Origin of the sequence: Inhella proteolytica (assembly GCF_016093275.1) — a bacterium.
Classification (GTDB): Bacteria; Pseudomonadota; Gammaproteobacteria; order Burkholderiales; family Burkholderiaceae_C; genus Inhella; species Inhella proteolytica.
Genome location: NZ_JAEDAK010000001.1, coordinates 42,713 through 62,589, shown reverse-complemented (window position 1 = coordinate 62,589; position 19,877 = coordinate 42,713). Strand labels below are relative to the sequence as shown.

Genomic DNA, 19,877 nt, shown 5'->3' with positions numbered 1-19,877 from the left:
GCATCTCTCACAGAGTCTGTATGGATGCAGCGCGGAGACTACGGGTTGCCAATGTTGTGAAACTACATTTGCCTCGGTATATTGGCCCCACCAACAAGCGGCGCACCCCCGTACCAGCGCCCACGGAGACCACGATGGCGGATGTGCAGTTCAAAGGAGTGACCAAGGCCTACGGCGACGTGCGCATCCTGCATGGCATTGACCTGGAGATCCGTGACGGCGAATTCATGGTCTTCGTCGGCCCCTCGGGCTGCGGCAAGAGCACCCTGCTGCGCACCATCGCCGGCCTGGAAGACATCACCGGCGGCGAGTTGCGCATCGGCGGCCGGCTGGTGAATGACGTGCCGCCCGCCGAGCGCGGCATCGCCATGGTGTTCCAGAGCTATGCGCTGTACCCGCATATGAACCTGTACGACAACATGGCGTTCGGGTTGAAGCTGGCCAAGGTACCCAAGGACGAGATCGAGCGCTCGGTGCGGCACGCGGCCAAGATCCTGCACATCGACCACCTGCTGGACCGCAAGCCCAAGGACCTATCCGGCGGCCAGCGCCAGCGCGTCGCCATCGGCCGCGCCATCGTGCGCAAACCCGAGGTGTTCCTGTTCGACGAACCGCTCTCGAACCTGGACGCGGCGCTGCGCGTGCGCATGCGCTACGAGTTCGCCAAGCTGCATGAGGACCTGAAGACCACCATGGTCTACGTGACGCACGACCAGGTCGAGGCCATGACCCTGGCCGACCGCATCGTGGTGCTGAGCGCCGGCAAGATCGAGCAGGTGGGCAGCCCGTTGGAGCTGTACGAGCACCCCTGCAATCTGTTCGTGGCCGGCTTCATCGGCAGCCCGAAGATGAACTTCATCGAGGCCGAGCTGGTGAGCGGCAACGACCTGCGCGCCATGGTGCGTCTCGCCAGCGGCGCCCTCATCGAAGCGCATGTGGACGCCAGCCGCGCCAAGCCCGGCGACAAGGTCTGCTTGGGCGTGCGCCCCGAGCACTTCACGCTGCAGCCCAGCGAATCGAACATGCTCTCGGCCACGGTGACCTTCGTGGAGTCGCTCGGCGGCGCCACCTTCGCCTACTGCGCCTACCCGGGCGTGGAAGACGCGCTGACCTGCGAGTTCGACGGCCGCTCGCGCATCCGCAGTGGGCAAGAGTTGAAGCTGCACCTGCCGGCCGACGCCGCCTACCTGTTCGACGCCCAGGGCCAGGCCTTCCCCCGCCTGGGCGCCCGCCACGAGCAGGCGGCCGCATGAAGCGCCTCTTGCTTGCGGCCGCACTGGCCGCCGCCCTGCCCGCGGTGCAAGCCGAACCGCTCAAGCTGCTGGTGTGGATCAATGGCGACAAGGGCTACAACGGCCTGCAGCGCGTAGGGGATGCCTTCACCAAGCTCAGCGGCGTCAAGGTAGACGTGCAGCACCCCGAAGGTGCGCCCGAAAAGTTCCAGCAGGCGGTTGGAGCGGGCAAAGGCCCAGACATCTTCTGCTGGCCGCACGACCGCGTGGGCGAGTGGGCCAAGGCCGGCCTGATCGTGCCGCTGCGCCCGGCCAAGAGCATCCGTGAAGAAATCGAACCCAGCGCCTGGGAGGCCTTTCGCTACAACGGCAAGCTCTGGGGCTACCCCATCGCCATCGAGGCCAATGGCCTGATCTACAACAAGGACCTGGTGGCGGTGCCGCCGGCCAGCTTCGACGAAGTCATCGAGCTGGATGCCAAGCTCGCCAAGCAGGGCAAGAAAGCCATCCTGTGGGACTTCAACAAGAGCTTCTTCAGCTGGCCCATGCTGGCCGGTGCGGGCGGTTTCGTGTTCGGCAAGAACCCCAAGGGTGACTTCGACGCCAGCCAGGTGGGCGTCAACACCCCCGGCGCCGTGAAGGGGGCCGAGATGCTGGACCGCCTCATCAAGACCGGCGTGATGCCCAAGGGCGCGCGCTATGCCGAGATGGAAGCGGGCTTCGCGCGCGGCAGCGTGGCCATGATGGTCAGCGGCCCGTGGGCCTGGGACAACGCGCGCCGCGCCAAGATCAATTTCGGCGTCGCGCCCATCCCCGCCGTGGTGCCCGGCCAGCCCAGCCAGAGCTTCGTGGGCGTGCTGGGCTGCATGGTCAGCGCCAGCTCCAAGCTCGAAGACGTGGCGCGCGAGTTCCTGGAAAACCACTTGCTGCGCCCCGAGCAGCTCAAGGTCATCAACGCCGACGTGCCCCTGGGCGTGCCGGCCAACAAGGCCTTCTACGCCGAACTGGCGGCCGACCCCGCCATCCGCGCCACCATGGAAAACGCCCGCACCGGCCGCCCCGTGCCCAACATCCCCGAGGTGGGCCGCTTCTGGACCGCGATGGACGCGGCGCTGGAGGCCATCACGAACGGCCTTCAATCCCCCAAAGATGCGCTGGACGGCGCCGCTGCCCGCATGAAGGTGGTCCGATGAACAGCGCCGCCACCCTGCCCCGCCCCGCCACCGGCCTGCCCGCCTGGGCCCGCTGGTTGCTCACCGGCGCCGCCGCGCTGGCTTCGCTCTACCTGGTGTTCAGCGTCGTCGCCACCGGTCAGTACCTGCTGGGCCTGGGCCTGCTGACCCTGTTCGCCAGCGCCTTCGTCATCTACGGCACCAACGTCAGCTTCGCCTACCGCTACCTGTTCCCGGGCGTGGCCGGCATGCTGCTGTTCGTGGCCTTTCCGCTGCTGTACACGGCGCAGCTGGGCTTCACGAACTACTCCAGCAGCAACCTGCTGACCGAGGAGCGCTCGCGCGACTACCTGCTCAAGCAGACCGCGCACGACGAAGACCAGGCCCTGATCAGCGAGCTGCACGCCGATGGCCAGGAGTTCCGTCTGGTGCTGCGCCGCACGGTGGACGGCGCGCCGGCCTACGTGTCCGGCCCGCTGGCCCTGCGCACGGCCAAGCTGCCGCCCGTCATCACGATGAAGACCCCCGCCGAGGCCAGCTTTGCGGTCGCCCAGGCACTCGGCCTGAAGGACGTGCTGGAACACCGCGCGGTGCTGCGCCAACTGGCCCTGCAGCTGCCCGATGCCCCCACCGCAGGCGGCCCGCTGCTGCACTACGTGGGCGTGCGCGCCTTCGCGCCGCGGCAACCGGTGTGGACGGCCAACCCGGACGGCTCCGTCACCGAAACCGCCACCGGCACCCGCTACGCCCCGAACCGCGACACCGGCTTCTTCGAGAACGCCGCCGGTGAGCGCCTGCAGCCCGGCTTCAAGGTGGCGGTGGGCTGGAAGAACTACGCCCGCCTCTTTGGTGACACCGACTTCCGCGGCCCCTTCGTGTCCATCTTCATCTGGACCGTGGTGTTCGCCCTGCTCACCGTGGTCTTCACCACCGCCGTGGGCATGGGCCTGGCCGTGCTGCTGAACTGGGAGGGGCTGCGCTACCGCACCACCTACCGCACCCTGCTCTTCCTGCCTTATGCGGTGCCGGGCTTCATTTCCATCCTGGTGTTCAAGGGCCTGTTCAACCAGAACTTCGGCGAGATCAACGCCATCCTCGACGCCCTCTTCGGCATCAAGCCGGCCTGGTTTGCCGACCCCTTCCTGGCCAAGTCGATGATCCTGATCGTCAACACCTGGCTGGGCTACCCCTACATCATGCTGATCTGCGCCGGCCTGCTGAAGGCCATCCCCGCCGATCTGTATGAGGCCAGCGCGCTGGCCGGCGCCGGGCCGCTGACGAACTTCTTCAAGATCACAGCGCCGCAGATCGTCAAGCCGCTGATGCCCTTGCTGGTGAGCGCCTTCGCGTTCAACTTCAACAACTTCGTGCTGATCGCGCTGCTGACCGACGGGCGACCGGACTTCCTCAACACCAAGATCCCAGCCGGGCAGACCGACATCCTGGTCTCCTACACCTACCGCATCGCCTTCCGCGATTCGGGCCAGGACTTCGGCCTTGCTGCGGCGATCTCGACGCTGATCTTTGTGCTGGTAGCCGTGCTGTCGATCATCAATTTGCGGCTCACCCGCGCCAACCAGGGAGCGAAGTGATGGCCATCGTCCAAAGCAAGAACCAGAAATGGCGCACCTTCGCCGCCCACGCCTTTCTGTGGGTGCTGATCGCCGTCACGCTCTTCCCGCTGCTGGCCGTGGTGAGCATCTCGCTGCGCCCCGGCAACTTCGCCACCGGCAGCTTGATCCCCACCGAGATCAGCCTGGAGCACTGGAAGCTGGCGCTCGGCATTTCCTTCCAGGGCCCGGACGGCGCCCTGGTGCAGCCCCCCTTCCCGGTGCTGCGCTGGCTGTGGAACTCGATCAAGGTGGCGACGATTTCGGCCGCGCTGATCGTGATGATCTCCACCACCGCCGCCTACGCTTTCGCGCGCCTGAAGTTCCCCTTCAAGCAAGGCCTGCTGTCCAGCATGCTGCTGCTGCAGATGTTCCCGGTGGTGCTGGCCCTGGTGGCGATCTTCGCGATCTTCGAGACCATCGGCGCCTACATCCCTTGGCTGGGCGTGGAAACCCATGCGGGCCTGATCGTGGCCTACCTGGGCGGCGTGGCCACCCACATCTGGACCATCAAGGGCTACTTCGAGACCATCCCGGTGGAGATCGAGGAGAACGCCAAGGTGGACGGTGCCACGCATTGGCAGGCCTTCCGCCATGTGCTGCTGCCGATGGCCGTGCCCATCCTGGTGGTGGTGTTCGTGCTGGCCTTCATCGGCACCATCATTGACTACCCGGTGGCTTCGGTGCTGCTGCGCGAGGAATCGAACCTCACGCTGGCGGTGGGCTCGAAGTACTACCTGAACGATCAGCGCTTCTTGTGGGGTGATTTCGCGGCGGCGGCGGTGTTGTCGGGATTGCCGATCACGCTCGTGTTTTTGATGGCGCAGCGGTGGATCGTTTCTGGTTTGACGGCGGGTGGCGTGAAGGGGTGATTGCGTGCATTCGATGCAGCCCGCAGGGGTCTTCAACCCCTGCACCCCGACCCGCATTTCTTTGTCTTGCCAAAGAAACGCGGGGCAAAGAAAGGCGCTGAATGCACGCAGCCGGCTTCGGGCCGGCCGCGACTGCACGGCTGGCTCACATGGCTCCCACACCCCTTCTGGGACTGCCAAAACCCGGGCACTAAGCTGGCCGGAGTACCGGCCGACTAGACCACCGCAAGCCATCTCGGGCTCTCTGCGATGAATGGACCCCCAACGAGTGGTTTGGCTTGGCTGGGCGCTGATTGGGGCTCTGTTCTTCGTCGCTCGGAGGCCATGGTCCTCGCTGCCCGGGACGACCGGCACTCCGGGCGCCTTCGTCGTCCTGACCGTCGAAGTCATATGAGGGCTCGCGTCAGTGTGAGTCCAAGCACCGCCATCACAGTTCGCCCCTAGGGCGACTGTGCGCATTCAGCGCCTTTCTTTGGTCACTTTCTTTGGCGCAGCAAAGAAAGTGACCCGCCAGCCGGGGCGGAATCCCGGCGGGGTCTTTCGGAGTGAACGAGACCATGAAGACGATCCTGGCCGCCCTAGCTTTCGCATGTTCAAGCGGTGCCATCGGCGCCCCCGCCAACAAGTTCGACGCCGAACTCAAAGGCCGCTTCGACGCCCGCGAGAAAGACTGGCGCAACGGCGCCATCGTCTACCAGGTGCTGCCGGACCGCTTCGCCCCACCCGCCAACCTGGACGCCAAGCGCCCCCTCTACCCCGCGCCCAAGATCCTGCGCCGTTGGGACGAGACCCCCAAGCGCGGCCAGTACCTGCCTGAGGCCAAGCTCTGGAGCCATGAGATCGAGTTCTGGGGCGGCGACCTGCAAAGCCTCACGGCCAAGCTGGACCATGTGCAGCAGCTCGGCGCGGATGTGCTCTACCTGAACCCCATCCACCTTGCGTACACGAACCACAAGTACGACGCCTTCGACTACCAGGCCGTCTCACCCGAGTTCGGCACGCGCGCGGATGTGAAGGCGCTGGCGCAGAACCTGCACGCGCGCGGCATGAAGCTGGTGCTGGACGGCGTGTTCAACCACATGGGCCGCAACGCCCCGAAGTTCAAGGACGCCGAGGCCAACCCGAAGAGCCCCTGGCGCGACTGGTTCTACTTCGGGCCGCAGTACCAGAGCGGCACGCGCATCTGGTGGCTGGCCGAGAACCTGCCCGAGCTGAACCTGGAGCTCCCCGCCGTGCAGGACCATGTGTTCCGCGCCAAGGACTCCGTGGTGCGCAGCTACCTGCGCGAAGGGGTAGACGGCTGGCGCCTGGACGTGGCAGTGGACATGGGCTTCGAGTTCCTGCTCGGGCTCACGCAAGCCGCGCACGCCGAGAAGCCCGGCTCCCTGGTGGTGGGCGAGATCGCCAACTACCCGAAGGAATGGTTCCCGGCGGTGGACGGCGTCATGAACTTCACGCTGCGCGAGATCCTGCTGCGCCTGGCCGATGGCCGCCTGGCGCCCGCCCTGGCCCAGCGCATGGTGGACCGCATGGTGGCGGAGAGCGGTGTCGACAACCTGCTCAAGAGCTGGCTGATGCTCGACAACCACGACACCCCGCGCCTGGCCACCGCCCTGCCCGACCCCGCCCGGCGACGCCTCGCGCAGCTGCTGCAGTTCACCCTGCCCGGCGCGCCCCATCTGTACTACGGCAGCGAGCTCGGCATGAGCGGCGGCGACGACCCCGAGATGCGCGCCCCGATGCGCTGGGACCAGGTGCGCGACGACAACCCGGATTACGCCTGGACCAAGAAGCTCATCGCCCTGCGCAAGGCGCAGCGTGCACTGCGCGTGGGCGACTACCGCCCCGTCACCGCCGAGCGCCTCTTCGCCTTCGAGCGCCACACCGACCGCGCGCGCGACACCGTGATCGTGGTCGCCAACCCGGCCAAGGAAACGGTGACCGAGACCGTGATGCTGGGCAACTCCAAGCTGATGAACATCTGGATGTTGGTGGACCCCTTGACGGGGCAGAAGACCCAGATCAGCAACGGCCTGCTGCACCTCACGCTGGCGCCGCACGAGGTGCGAGTCCTCATCCCCGAGCTGAGCCCCGGCGGCGGTTACAGCGCCTACAAACGAGTGCAGTGAGCCAACATCGATGCGAGTCCTCTTCATCCTGCTGCTCAGCAGCCTGCTTGGCATGAACGCCCACGCCGACTGCCGCCCCGCCCCCAAGCCCGCGCCCGAACTGTTCCTGCGCGGCAGCATGAACAACTGGGCCGCGCTGGAGGACTACCAGTTCCGCTGGCATTGCGACGCCTGGGTGCTGAACCTGCAGCTCAACAACCGGCACGAGTTCAAGATTGCCGACGCCGACTGGAGTCCCGCCAGCATCGTGGCGGCCAATGCCCAGGGCGCACCGGCCACCGTGGCCCAGGGCGGCCACGCGAACCTGGTGCGGCAGTTCGAGGGCGAGCACACGCTGAGCCTGCGCTTTGACGCCGAAGGCCGACCGCAGCTGCAGCTGGGCCCGAAGACGGCGCCGGACGTGGTGCTGGCGCCCATCACCGACCCCGTGGCCCTGAGCCTGCGCTTCGACTCGCGCCAGCTCGCGCACAAGTCCCCCTTCGGCGCCCAGCCCCTGGGCAGCACGCTGCGCTTCGCCGTCACGGCCGAGGTGCCGGGGCTGCGGGCGGTGCACCTGGTGGTGGAGCGCCGCCACCTGGAGGGCAACCAGGAACGCCTGCACTACGAGCCGCTGGCGCGCGTGGCCCTGCAGCCCAAGCCGCACGGTGAGGGCAGCCGCTTCGAGGGCGAGTACCGCTTCGCCGACATCGGCGTCTACGGGTACTGGTTCGAGGTTGAGACGAGCCAAGGTCGCTACGCGCTGCAGAACAACAAGGACAGCGTCTACTGGACGCGCGAGCGCGGCAGCATGGGCCCGGGCGTGGTGGAGCGCCTGCCTGAGAACCTGGCCAAGGTGCGCCGCTACCGCCAGACCATCCACTTGAAGGACCTGCGCGTGCCCGACTGGGCAGCCGACGTCGTCTACTACTACGTCTTCCCTGAGCGCTTCCGCAACGGCAACAAGGCCAACGACCCGCAGCCCGGCCGCCAGCGCTACCAGACCCATGACATCGAGCGCCACGCGCGCTGGCTGGAGCGGCCCCATCGCCCCGGTGAGGCGGGTGACGCGGTGCACAACAACGACTTCTTCGGCGGCGACCTCGCCGGCGTCATCGAGAAGCTCGACGACATCCGGGCCCTGGGCGCCAACACGATCTACATGACCCCGGTGTTCCAGGCAGCCAGCAACCACAAGTACGACACCGGCGATTACCACCGCATCGACCCCGGCTTCGGTACCAATGCCGACTTCGAGCGCCTGGCGCGCGAGGCCAAGAAGCGCGGCCTGCGCGTGATCCTGGACACCTCGCTGAACCATGTGGGCTCGGACTCGCCCTACTTCGACCGCTTTGGCAACTTCGGCGGCAAGACAGGTGCATTTGCCGGCGGCAAGCCCAACCCGCAGAGCCCCTACTACGACTGGTTCCTGTTCGACACCAGCAAGACCGACCCGAACGACCAGTACCAGGGCTGGGTGGGCGTGAAGGACCTGCCCGAGCTCAACAAGGCCAGCGAGGCCTGGCGCCGCTTTGCCTACCGCGATGCCGACTCGGTGACGCGCCGCTGGCTGAAGGCCGGCTCCAGTGGCTGGCGCATGGACGTGGCGCCCTGGGTGCCGGACGACTTCTGGCGCGAGTGGTCGGCCACCGTCAAGCAGACGAAGCCGGACGCCTTGACCGTGGCCGAGACCTGGTTCGACGCCAGCAAGTACTTCCTCGGCGACCAGTTCGACTCGACGATGAACTACATCTTCCGCAACGCCGTGCTCGACTACGCGGCCGGCGGCAAGGCGCGGCAGATCATCCCCAGCCTGGAGCTGACGCGCGAGGCCTACCCCGCGCCCATGCTGCACGCCAACATGAACCTGCTCTCCACCCATGACCAGGCGCGCGCGCTGCACCACTTCGGCATCCACGGCAACCCGCACACCGACGCCGCCGAGGACCCGGTCAAGCTGGCCGAAGCGAAGCAGCGCCTGAAGCTCGCGCTGCTGTTCCAGGTCGGCTTCCCCGGCGCCCCCACCGTCTACTACGGTGACGAGGTGGGCGCAGGCGGTGGCGACGACCCCTACAACCGCGCCCCCTACCCCTGGGCGGACGAAGGCGGCCAGCCCGACCTGACGCTGCGCGCCGAGTTCCAGCGTCTGCTGGCCCTGCGCCACCAGCACGCCGTGCTGCGCCGCGGCACGCTCGAGGCGCCGCTGCTGCTGACGGATGAAGTGCTCGTGCTGCGCCGCACGCTGGGCAGCACCCAGGCCCTGGTGGCCATGAACAACGCCCGCGAGCCGCGCGAGATCACGCTGCAACTGCCCGCCGGCTCGCCCTGGCAAGACCTGCTGGACCCCAGTCTCAAGCCCCGCAGCGCGCCCGACGGCACGCTGACCCTGACCCTGCCGCCGCTGTTCGGCCGCCTGCTGCTCTCCATCCCATGACCCCGACTCCCTTCGGCCAGACCGGCCTCGCCGTCACCCCGCTGGGCTTCGGCGCCATGCATTTCGACGGCCTTGAAGACGAGGCCGAAGTCGGCCGCCTGCTCAACGGCGTGCTGGACCTTGGCATCAACCTGATCGACACCGCACGCGGCTATGGCCGCAGCGAGGAGCGCATCGGCCGCCATCTGGCCGGCCGACGCCAGGCGTTCGTGCTGAGCACCAAGTTCGGCTATGGCGTCGAGGGTGTGTCGGACTGGACCTATGAGTGCATCGTGCAAGGAGTCGAGCGCGCCTTGAAGCTGCTGCGCACCGACTGGATTGACATCGGCCACCTGCACAGCTGCCCGCTGGACGTGCTGCAGCGCGGCGAGGTGACGCAGGCCCTGCACGACTGCGTACGGGCCGGCAAGCTGCGCGTGGCCGCCTACTCGGGCGAGAACGCCGAACTCGCACACGCCCTGGCCGATGCCCGCTTTGGCAGCGTGCAGTGCAGCCTCAGCCTGGTGGACCGGGCCAACGCCGCGCAGCTGCCCACGGCCAAGGGCGTGCTCGTCAAGCGGGCCCTGGCCGGCCTGGCCTGGGCCAAGCCCCAGCGCCCGGACGACTTCTGCGAAGGCAGCTACTTTGACCGCTGGCAGGCCCTGGCCCTGCCCGACTTCGGCCTGCCCTGGCCCGAGCTGGCGCTGCGCTTCGCCGCCTTCCAGCCCGGCGTGAGCAGCCTGCTGCTGGGTACCAAGAGCCTGGGCAATCTTCGCAGCGCACAGGCGGCACTGGCAGCCGGCCCCTTGCCGGCCGACTTGCAGCAATCCCTGCAGCAGCGCTGGCAGGCGGCGGGTGGGAGCCACTGGCCGGGCTTGGTGTAAGACCCCCCAGCCCGCCGGCCTGCGGCGGCCAGAATGGGTGCCTGCCATTGCCGCACGCACCATGCCGGACCGTCGCCACCTGCTGCTCGGACTCTCTGCCCTGCCCTTCGCGCTGAGGGCCGACCCCGCGCCGCTGCAGGTCGTCACCGGCGACCTGCCGCCCTTCGCCATCGAAGGCCAGGGCGACCGGCCGGGCTTCCTGGTGGAGCTGACCGAAGCACTGATGGCCCAGGCCGGCTGGCCGGTGAAGGTGCAGTTTTTCCCCTGGGCGCGCGCCATGCAGATGGCTTTGGCCCAGCCACGCACCCTGATCCTGCCGCTGACGCGCACCCCCGAGCGCGAGCCGCAGTACCAGTGGCTGGTGAAGCTGCATGTGCAGCACTTCGCCTTCATCACCCGGGCCGGCGAGCCCCGGGTGGACACGGTGGAGCAGGCGCGCAGCCGCAAGCTGGTGGTGCTGCGCGGCTCGCCCAATCTGGCCCAGCTGCGCCGCCATGGCTTTGCCGACGAGCGGGTGGCCCAGGCCGCCAGCGTGGACGACATGCTGCGCATGCTCGAACACGGCATGGCCGACGCCATCTACGGCGGCGACCTCGTCAATCTCTACAACGCCCGCCTCAGCGGCCGCGACCCCGCCGGCCTGCAGGTCGGCCTGACGCTGGAATCCGGCGAAGTCTGGCTGGCCGCCAGCAGTGGCGTCAGCGAGGACGAGCGTCAACGCCTGCTGCAGGCGCACGCCACGTTGCAGCGCAACGGAGCCCAGGACCGGATCTGGGCCCGCTACGGGGTGCGCTGACCCCGGCAAGTACCGTTCATCGGCCAAAAACGACCGCCAATGTCGGAATTTGTTACATGGCCGTAACACACCATCAGACGATGCCTTTCGAATCAGGCACTTGGGCGCACAGGCATGTTTTGTGCTGCAACAAGTTGTAGCTCAATTCAGGGGAGTCTGATATGCGTGCATCCTTCCTGACTGCCAGCCTGCTGTTGGGCGCGAGCCTCACCGGCACGGCGGCGCCGCTGAATCTGGCCGGCGCCAACTACGTGAACTACGGCAATGCCACGGTGTACTCGGCACCGATCAATCAGTACCTCTACAACCTGGCCAATGGCGGCAATGTCAAGCCGGGCGACAACCCCTTCAACATTGGATCGACCCCGGGCGCCATCAAGGACCAGCTGGTGATCTATACCGGCGCCGGCGGCGTGGACGTGACGACCAATGCGGCGGGCTTTGACGACGCCTACCAGCCGCCCAATGGCAAGACGGATCCGTACGCCAGCATTGGCGAAGACATCGGCGTCATCAACCCGGGCAACAAGGCGGGCATCGCCAACAACAGCAACCGCACCTGGGACGCCAACCTCAATGACCTGAAGGGCTTCCTGAACGGCGGCGGTGCTGCCTTCATGTTCAACAACAACGATACGAACAAGGACCAGTCGCTGGCCATCTGGGCCCGCATCTGGATCACCGAGGCGGATGGCGATGTCTACAACGGTCGCTACCTGTACGTCGATAACCGCGACATCACCGACGACCCGACCTACCCGGCCAAGTTTTACGGCCAACCGCCGGCGCCCAACCAGGCTGCGGCTGACGCCTACAACCCCGGCGCATACACCCCTGGCGTGTACGCTGGCGGCCGGACCGACTACATCATGGCCGGCGGCAAGACCTGCCTGGACAACTTTGGCGTGCCCAAGGTCTGCGCCAACGGCGACACCAAGTTCGACCACAACCTGGGCGCCGACCATGTGGCCTACATCGCCACCTTTTCGACGCTGGACAGCTACCTGAACAGCTTGTTCAGTCTGGACAGCACCGCCCTCAGCGGCTACACGCTGCACGTGGATGTGCGGCTGGGCTGCGCCGCCGCCTGGGCCGGCAACTGCGACCAGGTGCAGATCGACAACGGCTACGAGCAGCTGTTCCTGGTGTCCCTGAACAACCCGCCGCCCCCGGGCGTGCCGGAGCCCAGCAGCCTGGCCTTGATGGGTCTTGGGTTGCTGGGTCTGGGTTACACCGTGCGCCGCCGCCGCGCCTGAGCGCAGCGCGCCGCAAACAGAACCGGGCCCTTGCGGCCCGGTTTTTTTACTTCTGCGAGGCCCCTTCGGCCTGCCAGCGCTTCACTGCGCGCGCCACGAACTCCGGCATCAGGCGCTCGCGCTGCAGCTTGTACATGGCACGCGTGAGCGCGCCGCGCAGTTCCGGGCTGTTGCATTCCGAGCGCTGCGAAAGGGTGACGTAGAGCTGTTCCTGCGCCACCGCCGGCATCAGCGTGCGGAAGCCCTGCACCGCCATGCGTGCCAGATAGGCATCGGCCGGGCTGTCTTCATAGAGCAGGTAGTCGCCACGCCCCAGCTCGACCATGCGGATCGCCTGCTCCAGGCTGGCCACCTTGGTCACGCGCAGCTTCTCGGCCGCGAAGCGGTCGAACTGTTCACCGAAGCTGTTGTTGATGACGGTGATGCCCTGGTGGGGGATCAGATCGTCCCAGCGCTTGAAGTTCAGCTTCTTGTCCCCGCGCACCATCACCACCGAGCGTGTCTCGCGGAACGGCGGGTACACATAGTCCATGTACTCGGTGCGCTGCAGGGTGAAGAAGGCGCCCGCCAGCAGGTCCAGGCGGCCGGCACGGGCCTCTTCCTGCACCCGGCTCCAGGGGCCGACGAAGCGCACCTCGATGGGGATGCCGATTTCCTTGGACAGCCAAGCCATCAGCTCGGCATTGGCGCCGACCAGCACCTCTTCGTTGGCCGGGTCGCGCCACAGATAGGGCGGGTACTGCGGGTTGCCGGAGGCGCGCAGTTGCTTGCAGCTCGAAGCCGAGGCTGCGGGCATTCCGCCCAGCCCCACGCACAGCGCCAACAAGGTCCCACCAATCCAACTCCGCATGCGTTCACTCTCAGGGTCTGGCCCTCACCTGAATGCAGCCGCTTGTTGTGGCGCCGCCCGGAGGCGGCCCGTCGTCTGGCGCGACGGCGACTTGCACGGCGGATTGTGTGCCCGACCCCAAGCGCCCTCGGCTGATGGTTCACCCCAATCAGTGCCGCAGCATGAAGGCCATTCGCACGGTTTGCGCCCCCGAGTTCGTCCAGGACCAGCAGTGGCGCACCGCCTGCTGGGGGTTGAAGGCTCCTTGCAGGCCGCGCGTGCGCTGCCGCCGCTCGGCGTAGATGGGCCGTTTGCCGATGCGGTGGAACAGCGCAAAGCTGAGGTTGCCATCGGCATGGAAGGTCCAGTGCACCTGCTGGGTCTTTTCCAGCGGCGTGCAGGCCTCCACGGTGTGGCCCGGCGCCAGGGTCTGCTCGGCCTCGAAGCGGCGCGCCTCGCCCCACTCGATCTCGACGGTGCGGGTCGGTCCCTGGGCCAGGGCCAGGGCCGGCAGCAGGAGCAGGAAGGCGGCAGGTTTCATGCAAGGGCGCGGGTGCAGGCGTAGAAGCCGTTCAGGGTCAGCCGCCCCTGTCCGGCATCCTCGCTCAACAGGTCCGGCCGCTCGATGACCGCCGAGTGGAACACAGCACCGTCGTAGAAGACGAGGCGGTTCCAGGCCGCTTCGACCTCGGCGGTGCACTCAAAGTAGGCATTGCCCTCACCCATGTAGCCGGGGGCGATGCCATACCGGGCCTGAAAGTCCGGGCCGTCGAGTTCCTGGGCGTCCGCCAGCAGCCGCTCCAGCTCCGCGGCGCTGCAGCGCGGGCGGAAGAAGCGGGTGCCGCCCAGCCGGGGGTCGGGGAACAGGTAGAGCACCGAGGCGGCGAACAGCACCCGACCCGGGTCGGCGGCCACACGGTCGCGGTGGCACAGCCATTGGCAGGGCCGCAATGCCTGCGGCGGCTGCGTCACCAGGCTGAAGCGCGCGTAGCGCTCCACGGTGCGGCGCCCGCCCAAGGCGCTCCGCACCTTCTGCATGAAGAGCCCGTCCAGGCTCTCGGTCAGCGCCGGCGGCGCCAGCATCAGCTGGCCGGGGTAGGCGTTGTCTTCGGCGGGTTCGAAGACATGGTCGTCCACCCAGTTCACCAGCGCCCCGGGCTCGGCCAGGGCATCGTCGATGACCAGGGCCTGCTGGCCGTCGCCGATCGGCACCCGCCGCACCTGGGCCTGCGGGTTGAAGAAGCTGCCCGAGGCCGGGCGTGGCAGGGGCAGCATGGGGCGAATGCCGTCAGCAGTCGCTGATGGCGACCTGCTGGCCCTTCTGTTGCTGCTGCTGGCAACGCGCCGAGTTGCGGGTCTGCTCGCGCTTGGCCTCTTCCTTCAGGCGGCGCTGTTCGGCTTCCTTGGCAGCCACGACCTTGGTGGCGTGGTCCAGGTCCTTCTGCAGATCGGGCGCCTTGGCTGGCCGCTCCAGGGTCGCCACGTCATCAGCGCCGGGCTTCAGGAAGGTATAGAAGCCGGTCTTGGCGCCGCTGGGCCAGACAGCCGTGACTTCGGGCGTCTTGATGGTGCTGGCGCCAGCCTCCAGCTTGTAGCTGCGGGTCTGCGGTGCCATGCCGATGGGCTGGCCCGCCTCGAACAGGCTGGCGCCCTCGGGCTTGGTCTCGTAGGTCAGCGTGGCGGTGTCCTTCGGGGCCGGTGTGGCACAACCCGCCAGTAACAGGGCCAGGGCGGACAGGCTCAGCGGCAGCTTCCAGCGATTCATCTTTTCCCCTCCTTGGGCGTCGGTTCAGAGCTTGGGGGCCGCGCAGTGCTCGGCAATGAAGGACGCATGCGTCGGCATCACGTCCACACAGTGCTGGATCACGTCGGCCACGCCATCAAGGTACTCCTGGATCTCCGGCTCAGGCAAAAGATCAGTCAGCGGGTGGTAGCTCTGCGCTTCGACGCGCTGCCCGTGCAGCACCTGCAGCCAGCTGATCGGGCGGAACAGCTCGTCGCCTTCCTGATAGAGCCGGCCGCTGCTGCGGAACAGCTCCATGCGCTGGCTCAGCGACTCCGGCACGTCCATGGTGCGGCAGTAGTTCCAGAACGGCGAATCGGTGCGCTCGGTGGCCTTGTAGTGCAGGATGATGAAGTCGCGCACCCAGTTGAACTCCTGCTCCATGGTGCGGTTGTAGCGGTCGCGTTCGGCGTCGCTGAAGCCCGCGGCCGGGAAATAGGTCAGCAGGTGGGCGATGCCCATCTGGATGAGGTGGATGCTGGTGGATTCCAGCGGCTCCAGGAAACCGCTGGAGAGGCCGATCGACACCACGTTCTTGTTCCAGGTCTGGCGGCGCCGGCCGGTCAGGAACTTGATCGGGCGCGGCTCGGCCAGCGGGGCGCCGTCCAGGTTGCTGAGCAGCACCGCGGCCGCCTCGTCGTCGCTGATGAACTTGCTGCAGTACACATGGCCATTGCCCACGCGGTGCTGCAGCGGAATGCGCCACTGCCAGCCGGCCTGGCGGGCGGTGGCGCGGGTGTAGGGGGTGAGCTCGGCGCTGGAGAGGCAGGGCACGGCCAAGGCGCGGTCGCAGGGCAGCCAGTGTGACCAATCCTCGTAGCCGGTCTTCAGCGCCCCCTCAATCAGCAGCGCGCGGAAGCCCGAGCAGTCGATGAAGAGCTCGCCCTCCACCAGCTGACCGTTGTGCAACTGCACCCCCGTGACATGGCCATCGCCCGGGCGCTGCTGCACCTCGACGATCTTGCCCTCGATGCGCTCGACGCCACGCTCCTCGGCATAGCCGCGCAGGAACTTGGCATACAGCGAGGCGTCGAAATGAAAGGCATGCGCGATCTGCCCGAGCGGCGAGTTGGGCATGTCGGCACGCGCCCGCATGAATTTGTTGGCGTGGCAGGCGGCGGTGTTGATGGAATAGGCCGCCAGTTCCTTGGCCTTGCCGGCCTGCCACTGCTTGAGCCAGTAGTGGTGGAAGTCCACCGTCCAGTTGAACTGGCCGATGACGCCGAAGCCGTGGATGTAGCGATCACCCAGCCGGCCCCAGTTGACGAACTCGATGCCGAGCTTGAACGAGGCCTGGGTCTTGCGCATGAACTCGTCCTCGTCGAGTTCGAGCATGCGGTTGAACAGGCTGATCATCGGGATCGTGGCCTCGCCCACGCCGACGGTGCCGATCTCGTCCGACTCCACCAGCCGGATGCGGTACTTGCCGCGCAGCACCTTGGACAGGGCCGCGGCCGTCATCCAGCCGGCCGTGCCGCCGCCCACGATGACGATGTCCTTGAGAGCTTCCACGTTTCGTCTCCTCCAATGAACAGGCCCCCCACCCGAAGGCAGGGGGCCTGAAGTGGCTTACCGAGTGCTCAGGCTCAGAGCTTGTAGCTCAACTTGAGGATCAGGTCCGCACCGGTCTTGTTCTCGTTCTCGACCGAGCCATCGGCACGCAGCTGGCGGTACACCGGCTTGTTGAGGTTGTTGCCCTCGACGCGGATGGCCAGACCCTTGGCGGGGCCGTCCTGGAACTCGTAGCCGACCTGGGCAGAGACCCAGCTGGAGCCGTCGATCAGGCGCGGCGTCGGGTAGCCACCGATGGCGTCGTTGGCCACCGAGCCGACGTAGTCGGAACGGTAGTTCTTGGCCACGAAGGCGCTGAAGCCCCAGCGTTCGAAGTACAGCGTGATCTTGGCGTTCTTCTTGGACAGACCCGGCAGCTGCATGGTGCCGCCGGTGGGCACCTGCTGGTTCGGGTTCAGGCCCAGCAGGTTGGGCAGCTTGACCGAGCTGCTCGTGTCCGAATAGCTGAAGTTCGCGCCGAAGCCGTCGAGCCAGGAGCTGATCATGGAGAACGGGGCCGAGGCCGCGATCTCGAAGCCGCTCAGGCGGCCGCCATCACCGTTCACCGTGCTGGTGAAGATGCCGGTGTAAGAGCCGCTCAGCGGGCGCTGCAGGTTCAGGGCCTGGGCTTCGCGGGTGAAGTCGTACGACAGGTTGGTGCTGGTGGTGATGTAGCTGTCGAGCTTCTTGTAGAACACCGCGGCACTCATGTAGGCCTTGGTGCCGAAGTACTTCTCGTAGGACAGGTCCAGCGCCCAGGCCTTGAAGGGCTTGAGGTGCGGGTTGCCGGCCGAGCCGATGAAGCGGCCGTAGGTCGGATCGGTACAGACGCCGCCCTGGGTGGCGCCGCACTCCTTGTCCTCGGAGATGGCGGCCGAGTTGCGCAGGTCGGTCAGCGTGGCGCGAGCGATCTGCTGGCCAGCGGCCAGGCGCAGCACATTGCCCGAACCCAGGTCACCCGAGAGGTTCAGCGAGGGCAGCACGTCGGTGTACTTGGTGCCGTCCTTCGAGAGGCCGATGGCCGGGTTGGTCAGCACCACGCCCGAGCCGATGTTGGCGCGGTAGCCCGTGGACGACTGGTCGGTGTTAACGATCTGCAAGCCGACATTGCCGCGCACCGGGATCGAAGCCAGCTCGGTATCGAGATCGGCCTTGACGAAGGCCGTCGTGACCTTCTCTTCGATGCCCCAGGTCTTGGACAGGATGTCGTCGTTGAACTTGCGGATGATGCGCGCGCCTTCCCACAGGGTCTCGCGCGGATCGAAGGTCAGCATGTCGAAGCCGGTGCCACCGATATTGGCTTCCACATAGGAGCCCGAGGGGTAGGCGAAGGGCTGGCCGCCATTGCCGGCCACCGAGGCGATCACGCCTTCGTCGGTGATGCGGTCCTTGGTGCGCTTGTTCAGCGCCAGGCCGAACTGCACGTTGTTGAACAGGCCTTCCATGCTGTGGTCGAGGTCGACACGCAGGCCCTTGACCTTGTCCTTGATGGTCGGGCCCTTGGAGTAACCCGCCTGCGGCAGGCCGTTCACGCCGCTCCAGCCGCTCTGGTCACGGATGAAGACCGAGGAGGGGTTGGTGTACTCGGCCTTGCGTCCCAGGGTGAACTGGGGGGCACCGCCGCCGCTGCGGTCGAAGGTCAGCGTGTCGGCCGCCAGGATGCCGCCATAGGCCTCGATATTGCGCTCGATGCGCTCGGCGCTGTTGTGGTTCAGGTCCACGGTCGCGGCCCAGTCGGGGGCGAACATGAACTTGCTCTTCCAGCCGATCGACTTCAGCGTGTCGTCCTGGAAGATCGACTCGTGGCGGTTGATCAGGCCGTTGGGGCTGGCGCCCAGCTGGAAGGTGCCCTTGATGGCCTCGCCGCCCTGCACGGTGGCGTTGGTGATCGGGCCGCTCAGGCCGCCCTGGATGCGGGCTTCCTTGGCGAAGTTGTCGATCTTGGCGTAGAAGACGTCGAGCTGGGTGTGGAACTCCTTGCTCGGCTTGTACGAGAGGATGGCGGCCACGCCGGTGCGCTCGTCTTCCACGCGGCGGTTCTTGAAGTCCACGCCATTGCCCCAGTCGGGGACCTTCACGCCGGTGGCGGTGCCGCCGCCAGCCAGGGTGGCGTCCACGGTGCCGGTACCCCAGCCGCCGCGGGTCTGCTGGAAGGCGGTGCCGTCGGCGCGCACGAAGCCCAGCGCCACGCCAATCTTGCGGTCGGCGAACTGGTCGATGTAGCTCAGGCTGTAGCGGTTGCCGGTGCCCTTGGGCACTTGCAGGCCGCGGCCGGATTCGGTCTTCTCGGCCGCGCCGGCGATCACGCGGTTCTTGAAGGCCAGCGGGTCGATCAGGCGGTTGTCGATGGTGCCGGCCAGACCGGCGGTCAGCAGCGCGGCGTCGCCGGTCTTGTAGACGGTGGCGCCGGCAATCAGCTCGGCCGGGTAGACGCTCAGGTCAGCGGCGCGGCTGTCGCCGGTGCTGGTCTGCTCGCGGCCGTTCAGCAGGTAGCCGTTGAAGTCCGGGCCCAGGCCGCGGATGCTGATGGTGGAAGCCTTGCCGTCGCGGGTGCGCTGGGTGGTCACGCCAGGCAGTCGGGCCAGGGCTTCGGCGATGGTCGTGTCCGGCAGCTTGCCGATGTCTTCGGCCGAGATGGCTTCGACGATGCTGTCCTTGTTCTTCTTGACCGAGATCGCGTCTTCGATGCCCTTGCGGATACCGGTGACGACCACGGTGTCCAGCTTCTGGGCCTCTTGCGCCTGAACGCCTCCGGCCATCAGGGCCACCAGGCAACCTGCCGTGATCGCGTTGACCTTGAACAGGTCACGCCCGCCGCTCGAACTCTTCATGCTTCGCACTCCTAGGCTGTGGGGGGATCGGCGCGTCGTGGTCAAGCCCACCTTGCCATCGCGCACCATTCGGGTCGGAACGAAACAAATTCTGTACTAAAACTAGATTACAGACCATCCCGAAGCGAGGCCTTCCGCTCGGGTGGAACCCTTGGTGCCGTGGCCATTTCGGCACATTTAACGGGTCTTTACTCAGCTCGTTAACCCTATGCTCGACGCGAAGTCGCCAGAAAAGTCATCGGGCATGTAGCCAAACTACATGTAGCAAAGCTTCAAACACCACGACAGGTGCACCGGAAGTCGAATTCCGGACCGGTGGGCAGACGCCGCCCGGCCCAGGTGCGAATTTCGGCACAGGCAGGGGCCAAGGGCCGTGTTGCCCCTCACACGCCAGCTCTGGTTGACCCTCTTCGGGTGTTTCCCAGGTTGAGCCCGAAGACGACGCGTAAGTTCTTGTTGCAAAAGGGAAATACAAGCGGAAACAGAAGCTGGCACGAACGCTGCTCAATGGGCCCCAGTCGCGCTGTACGGCGACACCCCATC

Annotated in this window: 15 protein-coding genes; 9 read left to right on the top strand and 6 right to left on the bottom strand. The window is 66.8% G+C overall.

Annotated features, from left to right (window positions below; all coding sequences use genetic code 11):
• Positions 1 to 134 precede the first annotated feature (134 nt).
• The 9 genes from I7X39_RS00245 (at position 135) to I7X39_RS00205 (ending at position 12,340) form a co-directional block, all read left to right on the top strand.
• Positions 135 to 1,253, top strand: coding sequence for an ABC transporter ATP-binding protein (locus I7X39_RS00245; RefSeq protein WP_198108946.1), 1,119 nt, complete (start codon positions 135 to 137; stop codon positions 1,251 to 1,253).
• Positions 1,250 to 2,425, top strand: a complete 1,176-nt coding sequence (gene malE, locus I7X39_RS00240) for a maltose/maltodextrin ABC transporter substrate-binding protein MalE (protein WP_198108945.1) — start codon at positions 1,250 to 1,252, stop codon at positions 2,423 to 2,425. Before I7X39_RS00245 ends, malE begins: the two co-directional genes overlap by 4 nt.
• On the top strand, positions 2,422 to 3,996 hold the full coding sequence (gene malF, locus I7X39_RS00235) for a maltose ABC transporter permease MalF (RefSeq protein WP_198108944.1): 1,575 nt from the start codon (positions 2,422 to 2,424) through the stop codon (positions 3,994 to 3,996). Before malE ends, malF begins: the two co-directional genes overlap by 4 nt.
• Entirely contained in the window at positions 3,996 to 4,886 is an 891-nt protein-coding gene (malG, locus tag I7X39_RS00230; RefSeq protein ID WP_198108943.1) for a maltose ABC transporter permease MalG, read from the top strand. Before malF ends, malG begins: the two co-directional genes overlap by 1 nt.
• Positions 4,887 to 5,443: 557 nt before the next feature.
• Positions 5,444 to 7,015: a glycoside hydrolase family 13 protein gene (locus tag I7X39_RS00225; RefSeq protein WP_198108942.1), complete on the top strand. Its 1,572-nt coding sequence runs from the start codon at positions 5,444 to 5,446 to the stop codon at positions 7,013 to 7,015.
• Between the two features lie 10 nt (positions 7,016 to 7,025).
• The gene (locus tag I7X39_RS00220) at positions 7,026 to 9,425 is read left to right on the top strand and encodes an alpha-amylase family glycosyl hydrolase (protein WP_198108941.1); all 2,400 of its coding nucleotides are present in this window, start codon (positions 7,026 to 7,028) and stop codon (positions 9,423 to 9,425) included.
• Entirely contained in the window at positions 9,422 to 10,288 is an 867-nt protein-coding gene (locus I7X39_RS00215) for an aldo/keto reductase (RefSeq protein ID WP_198108940.1), read from the top strand. Before I7X39_RS00220 ends, I7X39_RS00215 begins: the two co-directional genes overlap by 4 nt.
• Positions 10,289 to 10,349: 61 nt before the next feature.
• A complete protein-coding gene (locus I7X39_RS00210) occupies positions 10,350 to 11,084 on the top strand; it encodes a substrate-binding periplasmic protein (RefSeq protein WP_198108939.1) in 735 nt (244 codons plus the stop codon).
• Between the two features lie 161 nt (positions 11,085 to 11,245).
• Positions 11,246 to 12,340 (top strand): PEP-CTERM sorting domain-containing protein, encoded by a 1,095-nt coding sequence (locus I7X39_RS00205; RefSeq protein ID WP_198108938.1) that lies wholly within the window; start codon positions 11,246 to 11,248, stop codon positions 12,338 to 12,340.
• A gap of 46 nt (positions 12,341 to 12,386) precedes the next feature.
• Here the strand turns inward: I7X39_RS00205 and I7X39_RS00200 are convergent, their stop codons facing one another.
• The 6 genes from I7X39_RS00200 to I7X39_RS00175 form a co-directional block, all read right to left on the bottom strand.
• On the bottom strand, positions 12,387 to 13,190 hold the full coding sequence (locus tag I7X39_RS00200; RefSeq protein ID WP_198108937.1) for a substrate-binding periplasmic protein: 804 nt from the start codon (positions 13,188 to 13,190) through the stop codon (positions 12,387 to 12,389).
• A gap of 148 nt (positions 13,191 to 13,338) precedes the next feature.
• Complete coding sequence (locus I7X39_RS00195; protein WP_198108936.1) at positions 13,339 to 13,710, bottom strand: hypothetical protein; 372 nt, start codon at positions 13,708 to 13,710, stop codon at positions 13,339 to 13,341.
• Positions 13,707 to 14,444, bottom strand: a complete 738-nt coding sequence (locus tag I7X39_RS00190) for a DUF6445 family protein (RefSeq protein ID WP_198108935.1) — start codon at positions 14,442 to 14,444, stop codon at positions 13,707 to 13,709. Before I7X39_RS00190 ends, I7X39_RS00195 begins: the two co-directional genes overlap by 4 nt.
• A gap of 13 nt (positions 14,445 to 14,457) precedes the next feature.
• The gene (locus tag I7X39_RS00185) at positions 14,458 to 14,934 is read right to left on the bottom strand and encodes a hypothetical protein (protein WP_198108934.1); all 477 of its coding nucleotides are present in this window, start codon (positions 14,932 to 14,934) and stop codon (positions 14,458 to 14,460) included.
• A gap of 24 nt (positions 14,935 to 14,958) precedes the next feature.
• The gene (locus I7X39_RS00180) at positions 14,959 to 16,464 is read right to left on the bottom strand and encodes a tryptophan halogenase family protein (protein WP_310739807.1); all 1,506 of its coding nucleotides are present in this window, start codon (positions 16,462 to 16,464) and stop codon (positions 14,959 to 14,961) included.
• Between the two features lie 74 nt (positions 16,465 to 16,538).
• Positions 16,539 to 19,334, bottom strand: a complete 2,796-nt coding sequence (locus tag I7X39_RS00175; protein ID WP_198108933.1) for a TonB-dependent receptor — start codon at positions 19,332 to 19,334, stop codon at positions 16,539 to 16,541.
• Positions 19,335 to 19,877 lie beyond the last annotated feature (543 nt).

Bases quoted from the DNA above. Each gene is read 5' to 3' on its own strand.
- I7X39_RS00245 (WP_198108946.1), top strand. From the start codon at position 135: ATGGCGGATGTGCAGTTCAAAGGAGTGACCAAGGCCTACGGCGACGTG.
- malE (WP_198108945.1), top strand. From the start codon at position 1,250: ATGAAGCGCCTCTTGCTTGCGGCCGCACTGGCCGCCGCCCTGCCCGCG.
- malF (WP_198108944.1), top strand. From the start codon at position 2,422: ATGAACAGCGCCGCCACCCTGCCCCGCCCCGCCACCGGCCTGCCCGCC.
- malG (WP_198108943.1), top strand. From the start codon at position 3,996: ATGGCCATCGTCCAAAGCAAGAACCAGAAATGGCGCACCTTCGCCGCC.
- I7X39_RS00225 (WP_198108942.1), top strand. From the start codon at position 5,444: ATGAAGACGATCCTGGCCGCCCTAGCTTTCGCATGTTCAAGCGGTGCC.
- I7X39_RS00220 (WP_198108941.1), top strand. From the start codon at position 7,026: ATGCGAGTCCTCTTCATCCTGCTGCTCAGCAGCCTGCTTGGCATGAAC.
- I7X39_RS00215 (WP_198108940.1), top strand. From the start codon at position 9,422: ATGACCCCGACTCCCTTCGGCCAGACCGGCCTCGCCGTCACCCCGCTG.
- I7X39_RS00210 (WP_198108939.1), top strand. From the start codon at position 10,350: ATGCCGGACCGTCGCCACCTGCTGCTCGGACTCTCTGCCCTGCCCTTC.
- I7X39_RS00205 (WP_198108938.1), top strand. From the start codon at position 11,246: ATGCGTGCATCCTTCCTGACTGCCAGCCTGCTGTTGGGCGCGAGCCTC.
- I7X39_RS00200 (WP_198108937.1), bottom strand. From the start codon at position 13,190: ATGCGGAGTTGGATTGGTGGGACCTTGTTGGCGCTGTGCGTGGGGCTG.
- I7X39_RS00195 (WP_198108936.1), bottom strand. From the start codon at position 13,710: ATGAAACCTGCCGCCTTCCTGCTCCTGCTGCCGGCCCTGGCCCTGGCC.
- I7X39_RS00190 (WP_198108935.1), bottom strand. From the start codon at position 14,444: ATGCTGCCCCTGCCACGCCCGGCCTCGGGCAGCTTCTTCAACCCGCAG.
- I7X39_RS00185 (WP_198108934.1), bottom strand. From the start codon at position 14,934: ATGAATCGCTGGAAGCTGCCGCTGAGCCTGTCCGCCCTGGCCCTGTTA.
- I7X39_RS00175 (WP_198108933.1), bottom strand. From the start codon at position 19,334: ATGAAGAGTTCGAGCGGCGGGCGTGACCTGTTCAAGGTCAACGCGATC.